Below are 20,482 nucleotides of genomic sequence, written 5' to 3' on the forward strand. Positions count from 1 at the left end.
CGGACCGGCGCACGGCGCGAGGCGCGCGGCACGGGGTCGACCGGAGGAGTCACGTGGCAGCCAGCGACCGGGGGGCGGACAAGGCCTCCCGTGAGGAGGCCCTGCTGCGGGCCTCCCTCAGTGCCATCGCACCCGGCACGGGGCTGCGCGACGGCCTGGAGCGGGTGCTCCGGGCCAACACCGGCGGCCTGATCGTGCTCGGTTTCGACAAGACGGTCGAGTCGATCTGCACCGGCGGCTTCGTCCTGGACGTCGAGTTCACCGCGACCCGGCTGCGCGAGCTGTGCAAGCTGGACGGCGCGGTGGTGCTGGACAAGGACATCACCAAGATCGTCCGGGCCGGCGTGCACCTGATGCCGGACTCCACGATCCCCACCGACGAGACCGGCACCCGCCACCGCACCGCGGAGCGGGTCAACCGGCAGACCGGCTTCCCGGTGGTGGCGGTCTCGCACTCGATGCGGCTGATCGCGATGTACGTCAACGGCACCCGCCGGGTGCTGGAGGACTCCACCACCGTCCTGTCCCGCGCCAACCAGGCGCTGGCCACCCTGGAGCGCTACAAGCTGCGCCTGGACGAGGTGGCCGGCACGCTGTCGGCGCTGGAGATCGAGGACCTGGTGACGGTCCGGGACGTCACCGCCGTCGCCCAGCGGCTGGAGATGGTCCGGCTGATCGCCACCGAGATCGCCGGCTACGTGCTGGAACTCGGTATCGACGGCCGGCTGCTCTCGCTCCAGCTGGACGAGCTGATCGCGGGCGTGGAGCCGGAGCGCGAACTGGTCGCCCGGGACTACTTCCCGGAGCGGGCCGCCAAGAAGGGCCGGACGGTCAACGAGGTGCTGGCCGACCTGGAGGCGCTCACCCACGCCGAGCTGCTGGACCTTCAGACGGTCGCCAAGGCGCTCGGCTACTCGGGCTCCCCGGAGTCGCTGGACTCCGCGGTCTCGCCGCGCGGCTACCGGCTGCTGGCGAAGATCCCGCGCCTGCCCAACACGGTGATAGAGCGCCTGGTCGAGCACTTCGGCGGCCTGCAGAAGCTGCTCGCCGCCAGCATCGACGACCTGCAGACGGTCGAGGGCGTCGGCGAGACCCGGGCCCGCTCGGTCCGCGAGGGCCTGTCCCGGCTGGCCGAATCGTCCATCCTGGAGCGCTACGTCTGACCAGGCGCCACGTCCGACCTGACGCACCGCCGCGCACGGCCCCCGGGGAACGCCCCGGGGGCCGTCGTGCACCCCGCCGAGTCACCCCGTCGAGTCCCCCCTCGTCGAGCCACCCCGACCGGCGCACCCCGACCGGCCCGTGAGGCGCCGAAGCCCCCGGCCGCGTCGGCCGGGGGCTTCGAGTCGAGTTGAGGGTGGTTCAGCTGTCCAGGCGGATCGAGGAGCGCGCCGAGACCTGGCCGCCGGAGAGCCCGGTGAGGTCGGCGACCACCAGGTAGGTGCCCGCCGCGGGGGGCGCCGGGTCGGCGGTGGCGCACTGCGGCTTGCTGCGGCTGCGGTCCCAGGTGAACGTCTCGGTCAGGCCGTTGTTGGCCGGGATCTGCACCCAGCTGCTGCCGCGGTCGGACGGGCAGTCGCCCGAGGACCAGACCCGGTCGCCGTTGCTGGCGGTCACGGTGATCGCGGAGGCCGCCCGGCCCAGGTCCACCCGGCAGTTGGCGCCGGAGGCGTTCTTCACGGTGAGCGAGAGCCGCGGCTTGTCCTTGGGCTGGTACGAGTTCTGCGCGCTGGCCAGCTCCAGGGTGACCTGCGAGGAGGCGCAGACCGGAAGCGCCATCACCTCGGGCGTGTTCACCACCGGGGCGCCGCCGCCCGTGCCGCCCGCGCCGCCGGAACTGCCGGCTGCACCGCCGCCCGCCGCCGCGCCGCCACCCGTGCCCCCGCCGGTGGCAGGAGCCGGGTTGGCACCGCCGCCGGTGCCGCCGGTGCTGAGGCTGACCTCGCCGCCGCCGGAGCCGGCCACCGGGCCGCCGCTCGCGTTGCCGCCGCTGCCGCCGCCGGGGCGCGCCGCAGGGCCGCTCGGCGACGCACCGGGCGTGATGGACTGGGCGGGGGTCTGGCTCTGGGACGGAACGGCCTGCGCGGCCTTGCTCGATGAGCCGCCGTCACCGCCCCCGTCCTGATCGATCATCAGCCAGGCGATCAGGGCGGCGACCGCCGCGACGGCGACGAGCACGACGACGCGCCGACGCCAGTAGATCGAGGCCGGCAGCGGTCCCACGGGTTGACGCAGAGAGGGCACGCCCAAACTCTACGAGACTGTGTGTGCCGCTTGACGCACCAACACCGCACAGTCGCCCCTTCCTTCACATGATCCGCCATTTGCGCCGTTCGAGGGAGCTCTGAAGCGGTAAGTTTCCGGGAGATCCACGGGGGTATCCGGAGCGCTTCTCTCCGCTTCGGTCGCGCCCGTCGACATGGGAGGATCGAAGGGCCATGGCTGCCATCACCGTCACCCCCGCCCCCGTCCCCCCGGCAGGCGCCGCGCCGGACGCCGTCCGGCCGCCGATGCCGCTGCCGCTGCTGCACGCGACCGTCCTCGACTGGTACGAGGCCGACAAGCGCGACCTCCCCTGGCGGACGCCCGAGGCGACGCCCTGGGCGATCATGGTGAGCGAGTTCATGCTCCAGCAGACCCCGGTGAAGCGGGTGCTGCCCGCCTGGGAGGCGTGGCTGACCCGCTGGCCCACCCCGGCGGACCTCGCGGCCGATGCGCCCGGCGAGGCGGTCCGGATGTGGGGCCGGCTCGGCTACCCGCGCCGCGCGCTGCGGCTGCACGCGGCCGCGGTGGCGATCACCGAGGAGCACGGCGGCGAGGTGCCGGACGACCACGCCACCCTGCTCTCGCTGCCCGGGGTGGGGGAGTACACGGCCGCCGCGGTCGCCTCCTTCGCCTTCCGCCAGCGGCACGTGGTGCTGGACACCAACGTCCGCCGGGTGTTCGCCCGCGCGGTGTCCGGCGTCGAGTACCCGGCCCAGGCCACCACGGCCGCCGAGCGCCGCACGGCGACGGCGCTGCTGCCCGACGACGCCGAGACCGCGGCCACCTGGGCGGTCGGCGTGATGGAGCTGGGCGCGCTGGTCTGCACCGCGCGCGGCCCGGAGTGCGGGGGCTGCCCGCTGTTCGCCCACTGCGCCTGGCAGCGGGCGGGCCGCCCGCCGTACGAGGGCCCGGCCCGGCGGGGCCAGACCTACGAGGGGACGGACCGGCAGGTGCGCGGCAAGCTGCTCGCGGTGCTGCGGGAGTCGCACGGCTCGGTGCCGCAGGCCCGGCTGGACGCGGTCTGGCCGGACGCGGTGCAGCGGGCCCGGGCACTGGACGGCCTGGTCGCGGACGGCCTGGTGGAGCCCGTCGAGCAGGGCGTCTACCGACTTCCCCAGTAGTCGGCCACGAGTAGTCGGCCACGAACGCGGGACGGCGCCCCCGGAGGATTCCTCCGGGGGCGCCGTCGTGTCGGCGGGAGGGCGGTCAGACGGCCGCCGCCTCCAGCGAGGCCTCGGCGGACTTGTCCGCCTTGCCCGTGCCGGTACCGCGCAGCGGCACCTCGCGCATGAACACCGCGGCGGCGATCGCGACCACGGCCACCCCCGCACCCCACAGGAAGACGGTGTGCATGCCGTTGGACACCGCGTGGTGGTAGGCGTCCTGGATGTTCTCGGGGAGCTTGCGCAGGTCCGCCGGGCTCATCTGGCCCGGGTCCTTCACGGCGCCGCCACCGCCGGCCGCCGCGTGGTCGCCCAGCCGCTCCTTCATGGTGTCGGTGACCCGGTTGTTGAACAGGGCGCCGAACAGCGCGACACCGAAGGAACCGCCGATGGTGCGGAACAGGGTGGCGGTGGAGCTGGCCACGCCCATGTCCTTGAGCTCGACGCTGTTCTGCGCGACCAGCATGGTGATCTGCATCAGGAAGCCCATGCCGGCACCGAGCACGACCATCCAGCAGGCGGAGGTGAAGCTGCTGGTCGCGGTGCCCATGGTGGAGAGCAGCACCATGCCGACGGTCATCACGATGGTGCCGATGATCGGGAATATCCGGTACTTGCCGGTCTTGGTGACGGCCTGGCCGACCACCAGCGAGACGACCAGCATGCCGAACATCATCGGCATCAGCAGCAGGCCGGAGTTGGTGGCCGAGGCGCCCTGGACGATCTGCTGGTAGAGCGGCAGGAAGACGGTCGAGCCGAACATCACGAAGCCGACGATGAAGCCGATGATCGAGACCAGGGTGAAGTTCAGGTTCTTGAACAGGCTCAGCGGCAGCATCGGCTCCTGCACCCGCTGCTCGACGTAGCAGAAGGCGATCAGCGTCGCGGCGGCGAGCGCGGCGAGTCCCAGGATCTGCTTGGAGCCCCAGTCGTACTGCTGGCCGCCCCAGGTGGTGATCAGGACGAGCGAGGTGATGCCCGTCGTGAGCAGGATGGCGCCCCAGTAGTCGATCCGGGCGTTGTTGCGGACCTTCGGCAGCTTCAGGGTGACGACGACCACGGCGAGCGCGATCACGCCGAGCGGCAGGTTGATGTAGAAGGTCCAGTGCCAGCTCAGGTGGTCGGTGATGAAGCCGCCGACCAGCGGGCCGCCGATGGTGGCGAGGGCCATGACCGCGGCGAACATGCCCTGGTACTTGCCGCGGTCACGCGGCGCGACCAGCGCGCCCATGATCGACATGACGCCGACCATCAGGCCGCCGGCGCCCAGGCCCTGGAGGGCGCGGAAGCCGATCAGCTCGTTCATGTTCTGCGACAGGCCGGACAGCGCCGAGCCCACCAGGAAGATCACGATCGAGGTGAGGAAGGTGCCCTTGCGGCCGTAGAGGTCGCCGAGCTTGCCCCAGATCGGGGTGGAGGCGGCGGTGGCCAGGGTGTACGAGGTGACGACCCAGGACAGGTGCTCGGCGCCGCCGAGGTCGCCGACGATGGTCGGCATCGCGGTGCCGACGATCAGGTTGTCGAGCATGGCCAGCAGCATGGTGACGACCAGGCCGACCATGACGAGGCGGATCTCGCGGGGTGACCGCGGCTGCTCCTCCTCGGCTGACTTCTCCTCCGGTACCGGGCCGGTGGTCTTGGACTGTGACATGAGGTGGTGTCTCCCGGAGGGGTGTTTCGGACGGGCGGAGGCCGCGCAGTGATTCACTTACTTGACGCCCGGCTAGTTTGTGGACCGTCGGCACGGTAAGTTGTTTACTAGCCGGTCGTCAAGCCAGTTTCCCGCCCGGCTGCCTGGGCAGGGAGAATAGGCCCGGGGCGGACGCCACCGGGGTCCGCAGCAGTCACCGACGCACTCATGAGGCAGGCCATGGGCACTCCGCACAGCCCCCGCAGCGACACGCGGTCCCGCATCATCGAGGTGTCCCTGGAGCTCTTCTCCGAGCAGGGCTACGAGCAGACCTCGCTGCGCGAGATCGCCGACCGCCTCGGCGTCACCAAGGCCGCGCTCTACTACCACTTCAAGACCAAGGACGACATCGTCCTGGGCATCGTGGAGCGGATGGCCGCGCCGATCGACGAGACCATCGCGTGGGGTCGGCAGCAGTCCTGGAGCCCGGAGATGCGCGACGAGCTGATCCGCCGCTTCGCGGACGGGATGGCCGAGCGGGCGCCGCTGCTGCGCTTCTTCCACGAGAACCAGCCCGCGCTGCGCGAGTCCGCGGCCGGGCTGGCGTTCAAGGACCGCATGATCACGATGATCCAGCTGGTGCACGGGCCGGACGCCGACTTCCGGGAGCGGCTGCGCGCCACGATGTCGCTGTTCACCGTCCACTCGGCGATGTTCCTGCTCAAGCAGGACACCGCGGACTGCGACCACGGCGACAACGTGTGGGGCGAGTCCTGGCCGCCGGCGGCCACCCTGGAGGACGCGATCGGGGCGGCCCGGGAGATCGCGCTGGAGATCGGCGGCCGGATCGGCCACCCGGCCCCCGCCCACTCCTGAGCGGACGGGCGGGCGGACGGGCAGTCGGGCAGGCGGGCGGACCGGTAGCCGGGGCCGGACTCAGAAGTCGGTGACGCCGTGCCCCGCGAGGAACGCGATCGGGTTCACCACCGCGCCGTAGCGGTTGCTGGTGCGGATCTCGAAGTGCAGATGGGGCCCGGTCGAGTTGCCGGTGCTCCCGGACCGCCCGATCTGCTCGCCGGCCGACACCTGGTCCCCGGCCGCGACCCCGAGCGAGGACAGGTGCGCGTACTGCGCGTAGTGCCCGTCCGCCAGCCGCAGCACGACCTCCTTGCCGTACGAGCCGTCCCAGCCGGCCGACACCACGGTCGCGTTCCCGACCGCCAGCAGCGGCGTGCCCGGGTCGACCGCGAAGTCCACCCCGGTGTGGTACCCGGCGGCGTACTCGGAGTTGGCCGCCCCGTACGGATTGCTGGTCGGCGCGTCCGGTACCGGGGCCGACCACTCCGGAGCCGGAGCCGGAGCTGGCTCCGGTGCGGGCGCGGCCTCGGGCCCCGGCGCGGGGGCCTCGGCCGGCGTGCCGGCGACGGGCGGCTCCACCGGCAGCAGGTTGGCGGCCACCGCCACGAACTCCTGTGCCGAGTCGCCGTTGTTCGGCAGCCGGTACGGGCTCGGCCCGGCCACCTGGACCAGGCCCGGGCTGGGCACGGCGGCCTGCGGCGCGGTGAAGGCCGAGCTGCCGGGCGTGGTGGGCCGGACGGTCTGCGCCGAGGCGCTGCCGGGCGCGGCCACCAGCAGCGCGCCGGCGAGCAGCACCGCGGCCGCCCCGGCGGCGACCACCGCGCGCTCCCGCTCGGCCTGCGGGTGCCCGCCGGGCAGCGGGTGCCGGGGCGCGGCGAGCGCGCGCAGCGGCGCGGCATGGGTGCGGGCGGCATGGCCGAGCCGGGGCTGCCAGGCCGCCGCCTGGGCCGCCGTACGGGCGGCGAGCCGGCGCAGGACCGGCCCCACGGGCGGGACAGAGGACATCGGTAGCCGTACCTCACGGTGGACGAGGGCAGCACGAAGTGCCCGTTCGGGCGCGTGCTGAGCGGGGGACCACTCAGGTGTAACGGTCACCGAGCGGAGTCCCAAACGGCGTGACGTACTACGGCGTGTAGTCGGCGTTGCGCCGGAGATTCAAGCTGACGGAGTAATGATCATGAGATCCGATCGTCTGTCACCGGTCTGCGGCAGGCCGCCCGCGCCCGCGGCCGGGCTACTACCGCCGGTCGTACCGCGCCCGGCGGGAGCCCAGCCGGTGTGACCAGCGCCACGCCCGTCCAGGGTTTGGGTCGGCCGCACACCCCTTTCCGCCGTCCGCCCCGCTGACCTGGCGGGCCCGCTGGGGGACCATCGACGCATGTATGGCAACAGGAGCGAAGACCTCGACGGCAATGACCGCCCGAGCCTGCCGGACCGCCGCTTCGCCGCCCTGCGCGGCTGCGAGCGGATCCTGTCCGGCGACCGGCCGCAGAGCATGCGCGAACGCCTCGCCGCCCTCGCGGGGGAGGGCGGCGGCCACGACCTGGACCACCGCCCGGACCAGTACGGCGACGGCGTGGTCCGCACCCTGGAACGCACGGTCGCCGACCTGCTCGGCACCGAGGACGCGGCCTTCTTCCCCACCGGCACCATGGCCCAGCAGGTCGCCCTGCGGATCCACGCCGAGGCGGCCGGGCTGCGCACCGTCGCGACCCACCCGCTGGCCCACACCGACCAGCACGAGCGGCACGCGCTCGGCGTGCTGACCGGCCTGCGCAGCGTCTGGCCGACCATGGCCCCGCGCCAGCCCACCGTCGCGGAGCTGCGTTCCTTCGACGAGCCGTACGCCGCGCTCAGCCTGGAGCTGCCGCTGCGCGAGGCCGGCTTCGTGCTGCCCGACTGGGCGGAGCTGGCGGCGCTGGCCGGGGTCGTCCGGGAGGAGTGCGGCGCGGCCCTGCACCTGGACGGTGCCCGGATCTGGGAGTCGGTGTTCCACCTCGGGCACCCGCTGCCGGAGATCGTCGCGCTGGCCGACTCGGTCTACGTGTCCTTCTACAAGACGCTCGGCGGCATCAGCGGCGCCGCGCTGGCCGGTTCGCTGGGCTTCGTCCGCACCGCCAAGGCCTGGCGGCACCGGTACGGCGGCCAGCTCTACCAGCAGTGGCCGGCGGCGCTCGCCGCGCTGGCCGGGCTGGACGCCCGACTCCCGCTGCTGGAACGGTACGTGACGCACGCCAAGGTGGTCGCCGAGGCGCTGGACGCGGCCTTCGCGGCGGTCCCCGGCGCCCGGGTGCACCCGGCCTCGCCGCACACCCACCAGTTCCAGCTCTGGCTGCCGTACGCCGCCGGGGAGTTGGACGAGGCCGGGCTGGGGCTGGCCGAGGAGACCGGGGTCGCCCTGTTCGGCGGCTGGCGCGAGCGGGACCTGCCGGGCCTGGCGATGACGGAGGTCACGGTGTCGGCGTCCGCGCTCGACTGGACGCCGGCGGACGTCGCCGAGGCGGCCGCCGCCTTCCTGGACCGGCTGCCGGCCCGGGGCGCCGGGGCCGGCGGGAGCCGCGGCGGGGCCTGACCGGAAAGCATCCGGCCCGCCCCCGCGCGATGCGGGGACGGGCCGGACGTGGTGGGTCAGAACCGCCTGGTCACAGGCTGATCGCTACTGCTCGACCGATCAGTTGTCGACCGGGCGGACCCGGATCCAGGTCTCCAGGTAGTTCGAGGACTCGTTCTCGACCTCGATGCTGGTACCGGTCTTCGGGACGTCCACGCCGCTGTACGGGTTGTCCTTGGACCACCACGACTTCAGGTCCGAGAACTCGTCGACACCCTTGGCCTTCGGGACGATCGTCTCGACGCCGTTCTTGTGCAGGGTCAGCTGGCTGGTCTTGCGCGAGCCGAAGGTCGAGTCGTAACCCTGCATGCGCGGACGCAGCAGGGCGCCGTCGCTCCACTTGAGCGGGGTCGGGTGCGAGTCGATCGGCAGGATCAGACCGTGGCCCGGGTGGGCGCTGACGTTGTTGTTGGGCTGCGACTCGTCCCAGAACCAGATCAGCAGACCGGGCTGGTACGGGTAGTACTCGACCCACTTCGGCCGGCTGTTGCCCCAACCGAAGTTGTACGGGCCGGTCTTCAGGGTCTGGTCGAACGAGACGTACTGGCGGTTCTCCGCGATGTAGTACTGCCCGTAGTCCTTGGTGTAGCTGCCGGCGAAGCGGGTGAAGCCCTTGGCCACCCAGCCGTTGTCACCGTTCTCGACGTCGTCGCTGAAGATCGTCGAACCGTCGGCGGTCACCGAGATGTCGTCGACGGCGAAGCCGCGGTAGTGCAGGCCACCGTCGGTGGTGTTGTGGAAGCGGACCTTGACGGCCTTGCCGGCGTAGGCGTCCAGCGAGAAGGACACGTCGCCCCAGGCGGCGGTGAGGCCGGTCAGGGCCGCGCGGCCGCCGGCGTCCTTCGTGATCGGCTTGCCGTTCCAGGTGCCGTCCAGGGCGGTCCAGTTGGTGCCGCCGTCGGTGGAGACCTCGGCGAAGGCGTAGTCGAAGTTCGCCTCCAGCTCGTACCAGGCCTTGGCGTTCAGGCTGGCCTTGGTCTTGCCGGTCAGGTCGATGTCACGGGTGAGCGTGACGTTCAGGTTGTCGGCGCTGCCGCTCCACCACTCGCTCTTGCCCGAAGCGGGCTTGTTGATGTCGGTGGGGATGGTCTTCTTCGGCAGCTCGACGACCAGGGCCTGCGGGAGGCTGCTGTTGTACTCGACCGGGCCGATGTGGTGGGTCGACTCGGTGCCGGCCTTGGCCTTGTCGAACTTCAGCCAGCCGAGCTTGAGCTTGCTCCAGGCGTCGAGGTCGTTCGGCATGTCGCCGATGGCGCCCTTGCCCTCGCCCAGCCAGGAACCGGAGGACATCAGCGACCAGAAGCCGACCGAGTTGTCGATGCCGGTGCCGGCGGTGTCGTAGAGGTCCGGCAGACCGAGGTCGTGGCCGTACTCGTGGGCGAAGACGCCGAGGCCGCCGTTCTCCGGCTGCATCGTGTAGTCGCCGATCCAGAAGCCGGAGTCGCCGACCTGGACGCCGCCGAGCTTGTTGTCGGCCGGGCCAGCCTGGCCGTTCAGGTTGCCGTAGGCGTACGCGCGGTGGGCCCACAGGGCCTTGCTGCCCTGCTTGCCGCCGCCGGCCGACTTGTCCTCACCGGCGTGCACGATCTGGAAGTGGTCGATGTACCCGTCGGGCTGGTTGAAGTTCCCGTCGTTGTGGGAACCGTAGCGGTCCCACTGGTCGTACGACGCCAGGGTGGCCTTGACCTGCTCCTTGGTCTGGCCCTTGGCGATCTGGTCCTTGTACCAGATGTCCACGGCGTCGCGGATCAGGTCCTGGGCGCTGTCGCAGACGTTGGAGCCGCAGTAGTCCGAGCCGTACCGGGCCTCGTTCCACGGCACCCGCACCCAGTCCGAGACCACGCCGTCGACCGAGTAGCGGCCCGAGGACTGCTTCTCGTAGAAGGTCTTCAGCGAGGGCTTGTCCTTGGAGAAGTACAGCTCCTGGAAGTGCTGCTGGTTGTAGTCGGCCTGCCAGGCGGTCGAGTTGTCGTTGGCGCGGTCCGGCTTCTCGATCTCGTTGTGCTTCGGGCCGGCCTCACCGCCGTACATGACCTTGCCGTCTGCGGTCTTGGTGGTGTTGTCCACCTGGTCGCCGAAGTCGACGAGGATGGTGAAGATCTTGTCCGTGCGCTCGCGACCGAGCTCCACGTACTTGTCCTTGCCCAGCTTGATGCTGCTGCTGCCGTTGTGCTGCTCGACCTGGGCGGTGCCCGCGATCAGCTGCTCGGTGGCGGCCTTCTGCTCGGCCTCGACCTTCTCGGTCAGCGGGCCCGGCAGGTTGTGCTCGATGTTGGCGGACTGGACGGCGTCGGCCGGGTCCCTGGGTGCGGGAGCCGAGCCCGCGGCGACGGCGGTGGCCGGGAACAGGCCCGCGCCGAGCGCGACTATGACCGCTGCGGCCGTGGCAGCCGCAGCGGATCTCCTGATGTTCTTCAAAGTTGTGACGTCCTCCCCGACCGGGGCCAGCTCTTGGCCAAAGCCCGGCAAACCAAAATGAAAGACAGGTGGACGTCATTTGATACAAGCGTGGACAAAAAAGATAGCCCTTGACCATGACATGGCCACGGCGCTATCCTGCGCAACTTCCCATCAGCTGACCATATGTCAACCGTATGTCCGTTAAAGCTTACTGAGAAATCGGACGCACCCGCACCAGCCCGCCGCGAGGCCATCCGCCCTCGCCCACGGGCACCCCCGGTCCGGCCGGCCGGAACGCACCGAGCCCCCGGCGCGGACGCCGGGGGCTCGGTAGCTGTGAAGTTGTCTGTTAAATGTTGCTACTTCGTCAGGTCCGGACCGGACGAGGCGACCTCGGCCGGGGTGTCCGCGACGGCCGACTTCTCCTCACCGCGGAAGGTGAACTTGGCCTCCTTGCCCTCACCCTCGACACCGACGACCACGATGTGGCCGGCCCGCAGCTCGCCGAAGAGGATCTTCTCGGAGAGGTGGTCCTCGATCTCGCGCTGGATGGTGCGACGCAGCGGCCGGGCACCCAGGATCGGGTCGTAGCCGCGCTTGGCCAGCAGCTTCTTGGCCTCGACGCTGAGCTCCAGGCCCATGTCCTTGTCCTTGAGGCGGCCGTCCACCTTGTCGATCATCAGGTCGACGATCTGGATGATGTCTTCCTCGGACAGCTGGTGGAACACCACGATGTCGTCGACGCGGTTCAGGAACTCGGGGCGGAAGTGCTGCTTGAGCTCCTCGCCGACCTTCGCCTTCATCCGCTCGTACCCGGTCGTGGAGTCACCCGTGGCCGCGAAGCCCAGGTTGAAGCCCTTGGAGATGTCCCGGGTGCCGAGGTTGGTCGTCATGATGATGACGGTGTTCTTGAAGTCGACCACGCGGCCCTGGGAGTCGGTCAGGCGACCGTCCTCCAGGATCTGCAGCAGCGAGTTGAAGATGTCCGGGTGGGCCTTCTCGACCTCGTCGAAGAGGACGACGGAGAACGGCTTGCGGCGGACCTTCTCGGTCAGCTGGCCGCCCTCCTCGTAGCCCACGTACCCGGGGGGCGAACCGAAGAGCCGGGAGACGGTGTGCTTCTCGGAGAACTCGGACATGTCGAGCGCGATCAGCGCGTCCTCGTCGCCGAAGAGGAACTCGGCGAGCGTCTTGGACAGCTCGGTCTTACCGACGCCGGACGGGCCGGCGAAGATGAACGAGCCGCCGGGGCGCTTCGGGTCCTTGAGGCCCGCACGGGTGCGCCGGATGGCCTGGGAGAGCGCCTTGATGGCGTCCTTCTGGCCGATGACGCGCTTGTGCAGCTCGTCCTCCATGCGCAGCAGCCGCGAGGTCTCCTCCTCGGTCAGCTTGAAGACCGGGATGCCGGTGGCGGTGGCCAGGACCTCGGCGATGAGCTCCTCGTTGACCTCCGCGACGACGTCCATGTCGCCGGCCTTCCACTCCTTCTCGCGCTTGGCCTTGGCCTGGAGGAGCTGCTTCTCGTCGTCGCGCAGGGACGCGGCCTTCTCGAAGTCCTGCGCGTCGATCGCGCTCTCCTTCTCGCGGCGCACGTCGGCGATCTTCTCGTCGAACTCGCGCAGGTCCGGCGGCGCGGTCATCCGGCGGATGCGCATTCGGGAGCCGGCCTCGTCGATCAGGTCGATCGCCTTGTCCGGCAGGAAGCGGTCCGAGATGTAGCGGTCGGCCAGGGTGGCGGCGGCGACCAGCGCGGAGTCCGTGATGGAGACCCGGTGGTGGGCCTCGTAGCGGTCGCGCAGACCCTTGAGGATCTCGATGGTGTGCGGCAGCGACGGCTCGGCGACCTGGATCGGCTGGAAGCGGCGCTCCAGCGCGGCGTCCTTCTCCAGGTGCTTGCGGTACTCGTCCAGGGTGGTGGCACCGATGGTCTGCAGCTCGCCGCGGGCCAGCATCGGCTTGAGGATGCTGGCGGCGTCGATGGCGCCCTCGGCGGCGCCCGCGCCGACCAGGGTGTGCAGCTCGTCGATGAACAGGATGATGTCGCCGCGGGTGCGGATCTCCTTGAGCACCTTCTTCAGGCGCTCCTCGAAGTCACCGCGGTAGCGCGAGCCGGCCACCAGGGCGCCCAGGTCCAGCGTGTAGAGCTGCTTGTCCTTGAGCGTCTCCGGGACCTCGCCCTTGACGATCGCCTGCGCCAGGCCCTCGACCACGGCGGTCTTGCCCACGCCGGGCTCGCCGATCAGGACCGGGTTGTTCTTGGTGCGGCGGGACAGCACCTGCATGACCCGCTCGATCTCCTTCTCGCGCCCGATGACCGGGTCGAGCTTGGCCTCGCGGGCGGCCTGGGTGAGGTTGCGGCCGAACTGGTCCAGGACCAGCGAGGTCGACGGGGTGCCCTCGGCGGGCCCGCCGGCCGTGGCCGACTCCTTGCCGCCGCCGGTCTGGTAGCCGGAGAGCAGCTGGATGACCTGCTGGCGCACCCGGTTGAGGTCGGCGCCCAGCTTGACCAGGACCTGGGCGGCGACGCCCTCGCCCTCGCGGATCAGACCGAGCAGGATGTGCTCGGTGCCGATGTAGTTGTGGCCGAGCTGCAGCGCCTCCCGGAGCGACAGCTCCAGGACCTTCTTCGCCCGCGGGGTGAAGGGAATGTGGCCGGACGGGGCCTGCTGCCCCTGGCCGATGATCTCCTCGACCTGCTGGCGCACGGCCTCAAGGGAAATCCCGAGGCTCTCCAGGGCCTTGGCGGCGACGCCCTCGCCCTCGTGGATCAGACCCAGGAGGATGTGCTCGGTGCCGATGTAGTTGTGGTTGAGCATCCGGGCTTCTTCCTGAGCCAGGACGACAACCCGCCGCGCGCGGTCGGTGAACCTCTCGAACATCGTTTATCGCTCCTCAGAGCGGTCGGGCAGTTCGGGGTCGGTCCCCGCCCTGTCCTTCCGCATGCTAGTCCCGCTCAGCGGCGCGGCCCACGGATTCACTCCCCGGTACGGGAGCGAGATGCTGCGCGACCATCCGACACCAATCCCAACCTGATGCTGGGAAACGGTGTTCCCACAGGTGGCCCGGATGCACCGGATACCGCTACGCCATCGGCGAACAAGAACCGCCGGGGCGGAGCCGGGCCGTCTCCGGCCGGTCACGCATGCTGCCCCTGGACGGGTCCAAGAACCCGTCCACCTGCATTCATACCCGGTATCGGGGCGCTTCTCGCGCAGTTTCCGCGGTGGCGGTGTTCGCCTGGCGAGAAGTCGCGTCGCGGCGACGGCGGTTCGGCACGGCCGGTGCGGCAGGTACGCCGCCCGGTGGTGCCGGCGTTACCGCTTCGCCCTTACAGCGTTGCACAGCTCGTGATTGTTCCGCCGCCCGAGCCCGCGCCCCGGACGCCCCCCGGTACCGGTGCTGTTGCGGCCCCCGGGGTGCGCGCCGCGGGGCGCGGAGGAGAGTCCTCCGCGCCCCGCGCGTGTGTCGTCGGCGCCGTGTGCGGCCGCCGGGGCCCCGCATCCGCTCCGGCGTTCCGGCGGCGCCGGGGTCAGGACGCGTTGGCCTTGTCGTAGGCCTCGCGGACGGTGCTCGGCACCCGGCCGCGGTCGTTGACCTCCATGCCCTGCTCCTTGGCCCACGCGCGGATCTTCGCGGTGTCCGGCGCGCTGCCGGAGGGGCGCGGCGCGGTGCCGCGACCCGGGCGCCGCGGGCCGGCGAGCCGGCCGCTCTGCTTGCGGCCCTTCTCCACGTACGGCGCCAGCAGACCGCGCAGCTTGTCCGCGTTGGCGCTCTTCAGGTCGATCTCGTAGGCAACGCCGTCGAGCGCGAACGTCACCGTCTCGTCCGCCGAACCACCGTCGAGATCGTCTTCAAGAATGACCTGCACCCTCTGTGCCACGGGCTTCCCTTTCCGCTAAACGACCCATTGCCTAAGGAAAGGAAAGCGCCTTTCTCCGGAAAACACAAACCCTTGACCGGCGCGGAGCCGCTCAGAGGTGCAGCAGCATGCGCGAGTTGCCCAGTGTGTTGGGCTTCACCCGCTCCAGGTCAAGGAACTCCGCGACACCTTCATCGTACGAGCGGAGAAGTTCTTCATAGACATCCGTAGCGATCGCCGCCGGGTCTGTCGTACCATCATCGGTTTCCTGAAGCTCACCGATCTCGACGAAACCGTGTTTCGCGAAGAACGGAACCTCGAACGTCAAGCAGAAAATCCGACGGACGCCGAGCCAGCGTGCGGTCTGCAGCAGCTTCTCCAGCAGCAGATGTCCGACCCCGAAGCCCCGGCAGGATGGATCGACGGCGAGCGTGCGGACTTCGGCCAGGTCCTCCCACATCACGTGCAGGGCGCCGCAGGCCACCACCGCACCGGTGTCGTCGCGTTCGGCGACCCAGAACTCCTGGACGGATTCGAACAGTGTGACTGTGGGCTTGTCGAGCAGAATGCCGTTGCGTGAGTAGGCGTCGATGAGCCCGCGTACGGTCCGCACGTCCGTGGTCCGCGCACGGCGGATGGTGACCTCCATGGCCGGGACGTTATCGTGTCGCGCCCGGCGGGGTCTCCCCGGTATCCGGTCCCGGCTCCGCGGATTCGGCGGGGGCCGGATCCGACGGGAACAGAGCGGCGACCCGCAAGGCGTCCCGCAGTGCCTCGCGCTGGCCGGGCGACATCAGGCCGAAGAAGTGCACCAGGGCCGCGGCCGGATTGTCACTGGTGGCCCACGCGTCGTTCATCAGCGCCGCGGTGTACGCCTCGCGGGACGAGACCGGTTCATATCGATAGGCCCGGCCGACCCGCTCGCGGCGCAGCCAGCCCTTTCTGTGGAGCTTGTCCAGGACGGTCATCACCGTGGTGTACGCGATTTCGCGTTCCGACTGCAGATCCAGGAGAACCTCGCGAACCGTCACCGGTCGGTTCCACTGCCACACCCGGGTCATGATGGCGTTCTCAAGTTCACCGAGTTGCCGGACCATAGTGCGGCCAGGATAGGGAGTGAATGGGGCAAATCTTGTGAAGTGCGCCAAACCGGCGCGCCGCCACCCCCGGAATCGGGAATGGCGGCGCGCCGGTGGTTCGGCGGCTGACGGTGTCAGTCGCGGGTTCGCTCGCGGGTCAGTCGAGGTCTTCCTTGGCCTTCTGCGCTCCGCCCTGGCTGCGGATGATGGCCCGCACCAGGAATCCGAAGCCGATCGCCATGACCAGCGGCGGCACGATCGCGCTGACGTAGTCCATCAGTCACTCCTCCTCGGTCTTCTCCGCCGTCGCGGCGGAAGCCTTCGCCTCCGGCTTCACCAGCGGGAAGAGCACGGTCTCCCGGATGTTCTTGCCGGTCAGCAGCATGATCAGGCGGTCCACCCCGAGGCCGAGGCCGCCGGTCGGCGGCATCGCGTACTCCAGGGCCCGCAGGAAGTCCTCGTCGATCTGCATCGCCTCGACGTCGCCGCCGGCCGCCAGCAGGGACTGCGCGGTCAGGCGGGCGCGCTGCTCGACCGGGTCGACCAGCTCGGAGTAGGCGGTGCCGATCTCGGTACCGAAGATCACCAGGTCCCACTTCTCGGCCACGCCCGGCACCGAGCGGTGCTGGCGGGTCAGCGGGGAGACCTCGGTCGGGTAGTCCTTGATGAAGGTCGGCCGGACGGCGTTCTCCTCCAGCAGGCGCTCGACCATCTCCAGCACGATCTGACCGTGGCCCCAGTCCTTGTCGAACGGGATGCCGTGGTCGAAGGCCAGCTTGCGCAGCTCCTCGACGCCGGTCTCCGGGGTGACCTCGACGCCCAGGCGGGCGGAGATGCCCGGGTAGACGGAGACCTCCTCCCACGGCTCGGCCAGGTCGATCTCGTGCTCCACGCCGTGCGCGTCCAGGCCCTTGATCACCGTGGTGCCCAGCGCGTCCCGGGCCGCGTTGACGATCGTCTCGCGGATCAGCTCGGCCTGGGTGTCGTAGTCGCCGTACGCCTCGTACGACTCCAGCGAGGTGAACTCCGGGTTGTGGGTGGAGTCCGCGCCCTCGTTGCGGAAGTTGCGGTTGATCTCGAAGACCTTCTCGGCGCCGCCGACCACCAGCCGCTTGAGGTACAGCTCGGGGGCGATGCGCATGTAGAGGTCGATGTCGTACGCGTTGATGTGCGTCTTGAACGGGCGGGCGTTGGCGCCGCCGTGCACCGGCTGCAGCATCGGGGTCTCGACCTCGATGTAGCCGCGGTCCTCGTAGGTGCGGCGGATCGAGCGGACCACCTTGCTGCGCAGGTGCAGGATCTCGCGGGCCTCGGGGTTGACGATCAGGTCGACGTACCGCTGGCGGACCCGGGCCTCCGGGTCGGTCAGGCCCTTGTGCTTGTCCGGCAGCGGGCGCAGGCACTTGGCGGTGAGCTCCCAGCGGTCCACCATCACGGACAGCTCGCCGCGCTTGGAGGTGATCACCTCGCCCTCGACGCCGACCTGGTCGCCCAGGTCGATGTCCGTCTTCCAGGCCGCCAGCCGCTCCGCTCCCAGCTTGTCCAGGGAGAACATCACCTGGAGGTCGCCGGTGCCGTCGCGCAGCGTGGCGAAGCAGAGCTTGCCGCCGGTGCGGGAGAGGATCACCCGGCCGGTGACGCCGGCCCGCTCACCGGTCGCGGTGTCGGGCTCCAGGTCGGGGTGCTTGGCGCGCAGGTCCGCGATGGTGCTGGTGCGGGGGAAGCCGACCGGGTAGGGGTCGACACCGGCCGCCCGGAGCCGGTCCAGCTTCTCGCGCCGGACGCGCATCTGCTCGGGAAGGTCGTCGGTCGCGGGGATGGGGCTCTGATCGCTCACCCCACAAGGGTAGCCAGCCACACACCGTGCTCCGCCACGGGATAACGCAGGAGGGGGACCGCGTCGGCGGTCCCCCTCCTCGGGCGCGGGCGGCTCAGCCGGTGCCGGTGGCGAGTTCGATCTCGTCGGGATCCGGGGCGGCCGGGGGCGCGGGGTGGGCGGGGGGCTTGGGGCGGCGCCCGAAGAGTTCGGCCGGGGTGGGCATCCGGTGCGGGCGGGGCGGGTTCTGGGGGGCGGTGGGCCGCTCGGCGGGGGAGTCGGTGCTGCTCATCGTGATCCGTCCTCCAACAGGGGTGGGGAGACTGCTCGGGGGTGCGGCGGGGCTCGGTACGACGACGAGGTGGCGGTGCTGCCCGGTGGTGAGGGCGAGCCGTTCGCGGACGGCGGCCTCGGCCAGCGCGTGGCAGCGGCCGGCCAGCCGGGAGCGGCGGGCGCGTTCGCCGTGGCCGCACGGCTGGCGGGTCAGCCCGCGCAGCGCGGTGAGGTCCTCCGGGCCGGGCAGGTAGCCGTCGGTCACGGCCTCCTCCAGGCGTTCCAGGTAGCCGGGGGCACTGCCGGGCAGGGCTGCCCGGTAGCGCCCGAGGTCGGCGAGCAGGAAGGCGCGCAGCCGGCCGCCCTCCTGGACGGCCTCGTCGATCGCCTCGGTCAGACGCAGCGCGTCCTGGACGTCCTCCGCCCACAGCTCGGCGCCCGGCCCGGCGAACACCGGACGGTCGGGGAGCTGGAGGTGGACGGGGACGGCGGGGTGCAGGGCTTGGGCGAGGGCGCGGCGCAGCACGCGGACTTCGTCGGCGCTGAAGGCCATGCCGCCGCGCGATCCGTGTGGCGTAGGCATGGGCTGACACTACGTGAGGAATATCCGATTTGTCGGTAGCGTCGCGCCGACGCCCCACGTTCGGCCCGGCGGAATCGGCCGCGGGGGTGGGGGAGGACGCGCGTCGGCGCCCCCCGGGACGGACCGGGGGGCGCCGACGGTGGGCCCTGGGGGCCGGTCAGGCCGGGCGGTTGCGCTCGAAGACCAGGCGCAGGCCGATCAGGGTGAGCCAGGGCTCGTGCACGTCGATGGTGGAGGCCTCGCCGAGGACCAGGGGGGCCAGCCCGCCGGTGGCGATCACCTGGACGTCGTCCGGGTCCTTGGACAGTTCCTTGGCCATCCGGTCGACCAGGCCGTCGACCTGGCCCGCGAAGCCGTACAGGATGCCGGACTGCATGCCCTCGACGGTGTTCTTGCCGATCACGTTGCGGGGCTTGGCCAGCTCGATCTTGCGCAGCTGGGCGCCGCGGAGGCCGAGCGCCTCGACCGAGATCTCGATGCCGGGGGCGATCGCGCCGCCCACGTAGTCGCCGCGGGCGTTGACGGCGTCGAAGGTGGTGGCGGTGCCGAAGTCGACCACGATGCACGGGCCGCCGTACAGGTGGTTGGCGGCCAGGGCGTTGACGATCCGGTCGGCGCCGACCTCCTTGGGGTTGTCCATCAGGACGTGCACCCCGGTCTTCACACCGGGCTCCACGATCACCGCGGGGACGTCGCCGTAGTAGCGGCGGGTCACCTCGCGCAGCTCGTGGAGCACGGCGGGAACGGACGAGCAGATCGCCAGGCCCTCCACCGCGGCCTCCCGGACCGCAGTGTGGTTGCCCATCAACCCCTGTAGCAGCACTGCCAGTTCATCGGCCGTGCGGCGCGAATCGGTCGAGATCCGCCAATGTTCCACCACGTCCTCGCCGTCGAACAGGCCGAGCGTGGTCTGGGTGTTGCCGACGTCGATGGTGAGGAGCATGGGGCGCTTTCTGCGAGTCGGGACGAGGGTCAGGCGCGCAGGTCGAGGCCGATGTCCAGGATCGGCGAGGAGTGGGTGAGCGCGCCCACCGCCAGGTAGTCGACACCAGTCTGGGCGACCTCGCGCGCGGTGGCCAGGGTCAGGCCGCCGGAGGCCTCCAGCTTCGCCCGGCCGGCCACCAGCTCGACGGCCTCCTTCAGCTGCGGGACGGTGAAGTTGTCCAGCAGGATCAGGTCGGCCCCGGCCGCCAGCACCGGCGGGATCTGCTCCAGGGTGTCGACCTCGATCTCGACCGGCAGGTCGGGGTAGGCGGCCTTGACGGCCCGGAAGGCCTCGGCGACGCCGCCGGCCGCGACCACGTGGTTGTCCTTGACCAGGGCGGCGTCGGACAGGGCCATCCGGTGGTTGGCGCCGCCGCCGCAGCGCACCGCGAACTTCTCCAGCGCGCGCAGGCCCGGGGTCGTCTTGCGGGTGTCCCGGACGACGGCGCCGGTGCCCTCCAGGGCGTCGGCCCAGGCGCGGGTCGCGGTGGCGATGCCGGACAGGTGGCAGAGCAGGTTGAGCGCGCTGCGCTCGGCGGTGAGCAGGTCGCGGGTGCGGGAGCGGACCGACAGCAGCACCTGGCCGGCCTCGACCCGGTCGCCGTCCTGGACGTGCCGCTCGACCTCGAACTCCTCCTCGCAGATCAGCGAGACGACCGCCTCGGCGATCCGCAGGCCGGCCACCACACCGGCCTGGCGGGCGGTGAAGTCGGCGGTGGCGACGGCCTCGGCGGGCACGGTGGCCACCGAGGTGACGTCCTCGCCGCCGGCCAGGTCCTCGGCCAGCGCCAGGGTGGCGATGTCCTCGACCTCGATCGGGTCCAGTCCGGCCTGCTCCAGCAGCTCGGCCAACTGCGGGTCCAGGCCGGTCTCGTAGCCCTCGCCGTCCCCGCAGGCGCAGCCGTCGCCGCAGCCGCCCTGGGCGTCGGCCAGGGGGAGTTCCTCGTGGGAGTGGGTCATG

The 20,482-nt window shown here is 71.0% G+C and carries 15 protein-coding genes and 1 pseudogene; 4 read left to right on the forward strand and 12 right to left on the reverse strand.

The annotated features are described in order from the left end of the window. Positions 1-104: 104 nt before the first annotated feature. Positions 105-1,163 (forward strand): DNA integrity scanning diadenylate cyclase DisA, encoded by a 1,059-nt coding sequence (gene disA / locus A6F73_RS18420; RefSeq protein ID WP_063351299.1) that lies wholly within the window; start codon positions 105-107, stop codon positions 1,161-1,163. A 199-nt stretch (positions 1,164-1,362) separates the two neighbouring features. Here disA and A6F73_RS40455 read toward each other — a convergent pair whose 3' ends face one another. Then, positions 1,363-2,244 carry a hypothetical protein gene (locus A6F73_RS40455; RefSeq protein ID WP_063348818.1) on the reverse strand — a complete coding sequence of 294 codons (882 nt, stop codon included), beginning with the start codon at positions 2,242-2,244 and terminating at the stop codon, positions 1,363-1,365. A gap of 266 nt (positions 2,245-2,510) precedes the next feature. On the opposite strand from A6F73_RS40455, the gene A6F73_RS18430 reads away from it, so the two are divergent. Continuing rightward, the gene (locus A6F73_RS18430) at positions 2,511-3,386 is read left to right on the forward strand and encodes an A/G-specific adenine glycosylase (RefSeq protein WP_063351300.1); all 876 of its coding nucleotides are present in this window, start codon (positions 2,511-2,513) and stop codon (positions 3,384-3,386) included. Positions 3,387-3,471: 85 nt separating this feature from the next. Here A6F73_RS18430 and A6F73_RS18435 read toward each other — a convergent pair whose 3' ends face one another. Further along, entirely contained in the window at positions 3,472-5,079 is a 1,608-nt protein-coding gene (locus tag A6F73_RS18435; protein ID WP_063348819.1) for an MDR family MFS transporter, read from the reverse strand. Positions 5,080-5,298: 219 nt separating this feature from the next. Between A6F73_RS18435 and A6F73_RS18440 the strand changes: the two genes are divergently transcribed. After that, the gene (locus A6F73_RS18440; RefSeq protein WP_063348820.1) at positions 5,299-5,934 is read left to right on the forward strand and encodes a TetR/AcrR family transcriptional regulator; all 636 of its coding nucleotides are present in this window, start codon (positions 5,299-5,301) and stop codon (positions 5,932-5,934) included. A gap of 60 nt (positions 5,935-5,994) precedes the next feature. Here the strand turns inward: A6F73_RS18440 and A6F73_RS18445 are convergent, their stop codons facing one another. After that, complete coding sequence (locus A6F73_RS18445) at positions 5,995-6,921, reverse strand: M23 family metallopeptidase (RefSeq protein ID WP_079135796.1); 927 nt, start codon at positions 6,919-6,921, stop codon at positions 5,995-5,997. A gap of 373 nt (positions 6,922-7,294) precedes the next feature. Here A6F73_RS18445 and A6F73_RS18450 point away from each other — a divergent pair, with 373 nt between their 5' ends. Next, positions 7,295-8,488 carry a beta-eliminating lyase-related protein gene (locus A6F73_RS18450; protein WP_063348822.1) on the forward strand — a complete coding sequence of 398 codons (1,194 nt, stop codon included), beginning with the start codon at positions 7,295-7,297 and terminating at the stop codon, positions 8,486-8,488. A 99-nt stretch (positions 8,489-8,587) separates the two neighbouring features. Here A6F73_RS18450 and A6F73_RS18455 read toward each other — a convergent pair whose 3' ends face one another. The 9 genes and pseudogenes from A6F73_RS18455 to nadC form a co-directional block, all read right to left on the reverse strand. Continuing rightward, on the reverse strand, positions 8,588-10,945 hold the full coding sequence (locus A6F73_RS18455) for an immune inhibitor A domain-containing protein (protein WP_063348823.1): 2,358 nt from the start codon (positions 10,943-10,945) through the stop codon (positions 8,588-8,590). Positions 10,946-11,286: 341 nt separating this feature from the next. Next, the gene (locus tag A6F73_RS18460; RefSeq protein ID WP_063348824.1) at positions 11,287-13,806 is read right to left on the reverse strand and encodes an ATP-dependent Clp protease ATP-binding subunit; all 2,520 of its coding nucleotides are present in this window, start codon (positions 13,804-13,806) and stop codon (positions 11,287-11,289) included. A gap of 650 nt (positions 13,807-14,456) precedes the next feature. Beyond that, positions 14,457-14,807, reverse strand: a complete 351-nt coding sequence (locus A6F73_RS18465) for an Lsr2 family protein (protein WP_063348825.1) — start codon at positions 14,805-14,807, stop codon at positions 14,457-14,459. 91 nt (positions 14,808-14,898) lie between these two features. Next, entirely contained in the window at positions 14,899-15,435 is a 537-nt protein-coding gene (locus A6F73_RS18470; protein WP_063348826.1) for an amino-acid N-acetyltransferase, read from the reverse strand. A 10-nt stretch (positions 15,436-15,445) separates the two neighbouring features. Then, complete coding sequence (locus A6F73_RS18475) at positions 15,446-15,883, reverse strand: BlaI/MecI/CopY family transcriptional regulator (RefSeq protein WP_079135797.1); 438 nt, start codon at positions 15,881-15,883, stop codon at positions 15,446-15,448. 262 nt (positions 15,884-16,145) lie between these two features. Next, positions 16,146-17,681: pseudogene (gene lysX, locus A6F73_RS18480) on the reverse strand (bifunctional lysylphosphatidylglycerol synthetase/lysine--tRNA ligase LysX); the annotation flags it as partial. A 115-nt stretch (positions 17,682-17,796) separates the two neighbouring features. Then, positions 17,797-18,537, reverse strand: a complete 741-nt coding sequence (locus tag A6F73_RS18485; protein WP_079135799.1) for a hypothetical protein — start codon at positions 18,535-18,537, stop codon at positions 17,797-17,799. A 157-nt stretch (positions 18,538-18,694) separates the two neighbouring features. Beyond that, a complete protein-coding gene (locus A6F73_RS18490; protein WP_063348829.1) occupies positions 18,695-19,480 on the reverse strand; it encodes a type III pantothenate kinase in 786 nt (261 codons plus the stop codon). Positions 19,481-19,509: 29 nt separating this feature from the next. Beyond that, positions 19,510-20,481, reverse strand: coding sequence for a carboxylating nicotinate-nucleotide diphosphorylase (nadC, locus tag A6F73_RS18495; protein ID WP_063348830.1), 972 nt, complete (start codon positions 20,479-20,481; stop codon positions 19,510-19,512). Position 20,482: the final 1 nt, after the last annotated feature.

Origin of the sequence: Streptomyces sp. MJM8645 (genome assembly GCF_001625365.1) — a bacterium.
Classification (GTDB): domain Bacteria; phylum Actinomycetota; class Actinomycetes; order Streptomycetales; family Streptomycetaceae; genus Kitasatospora.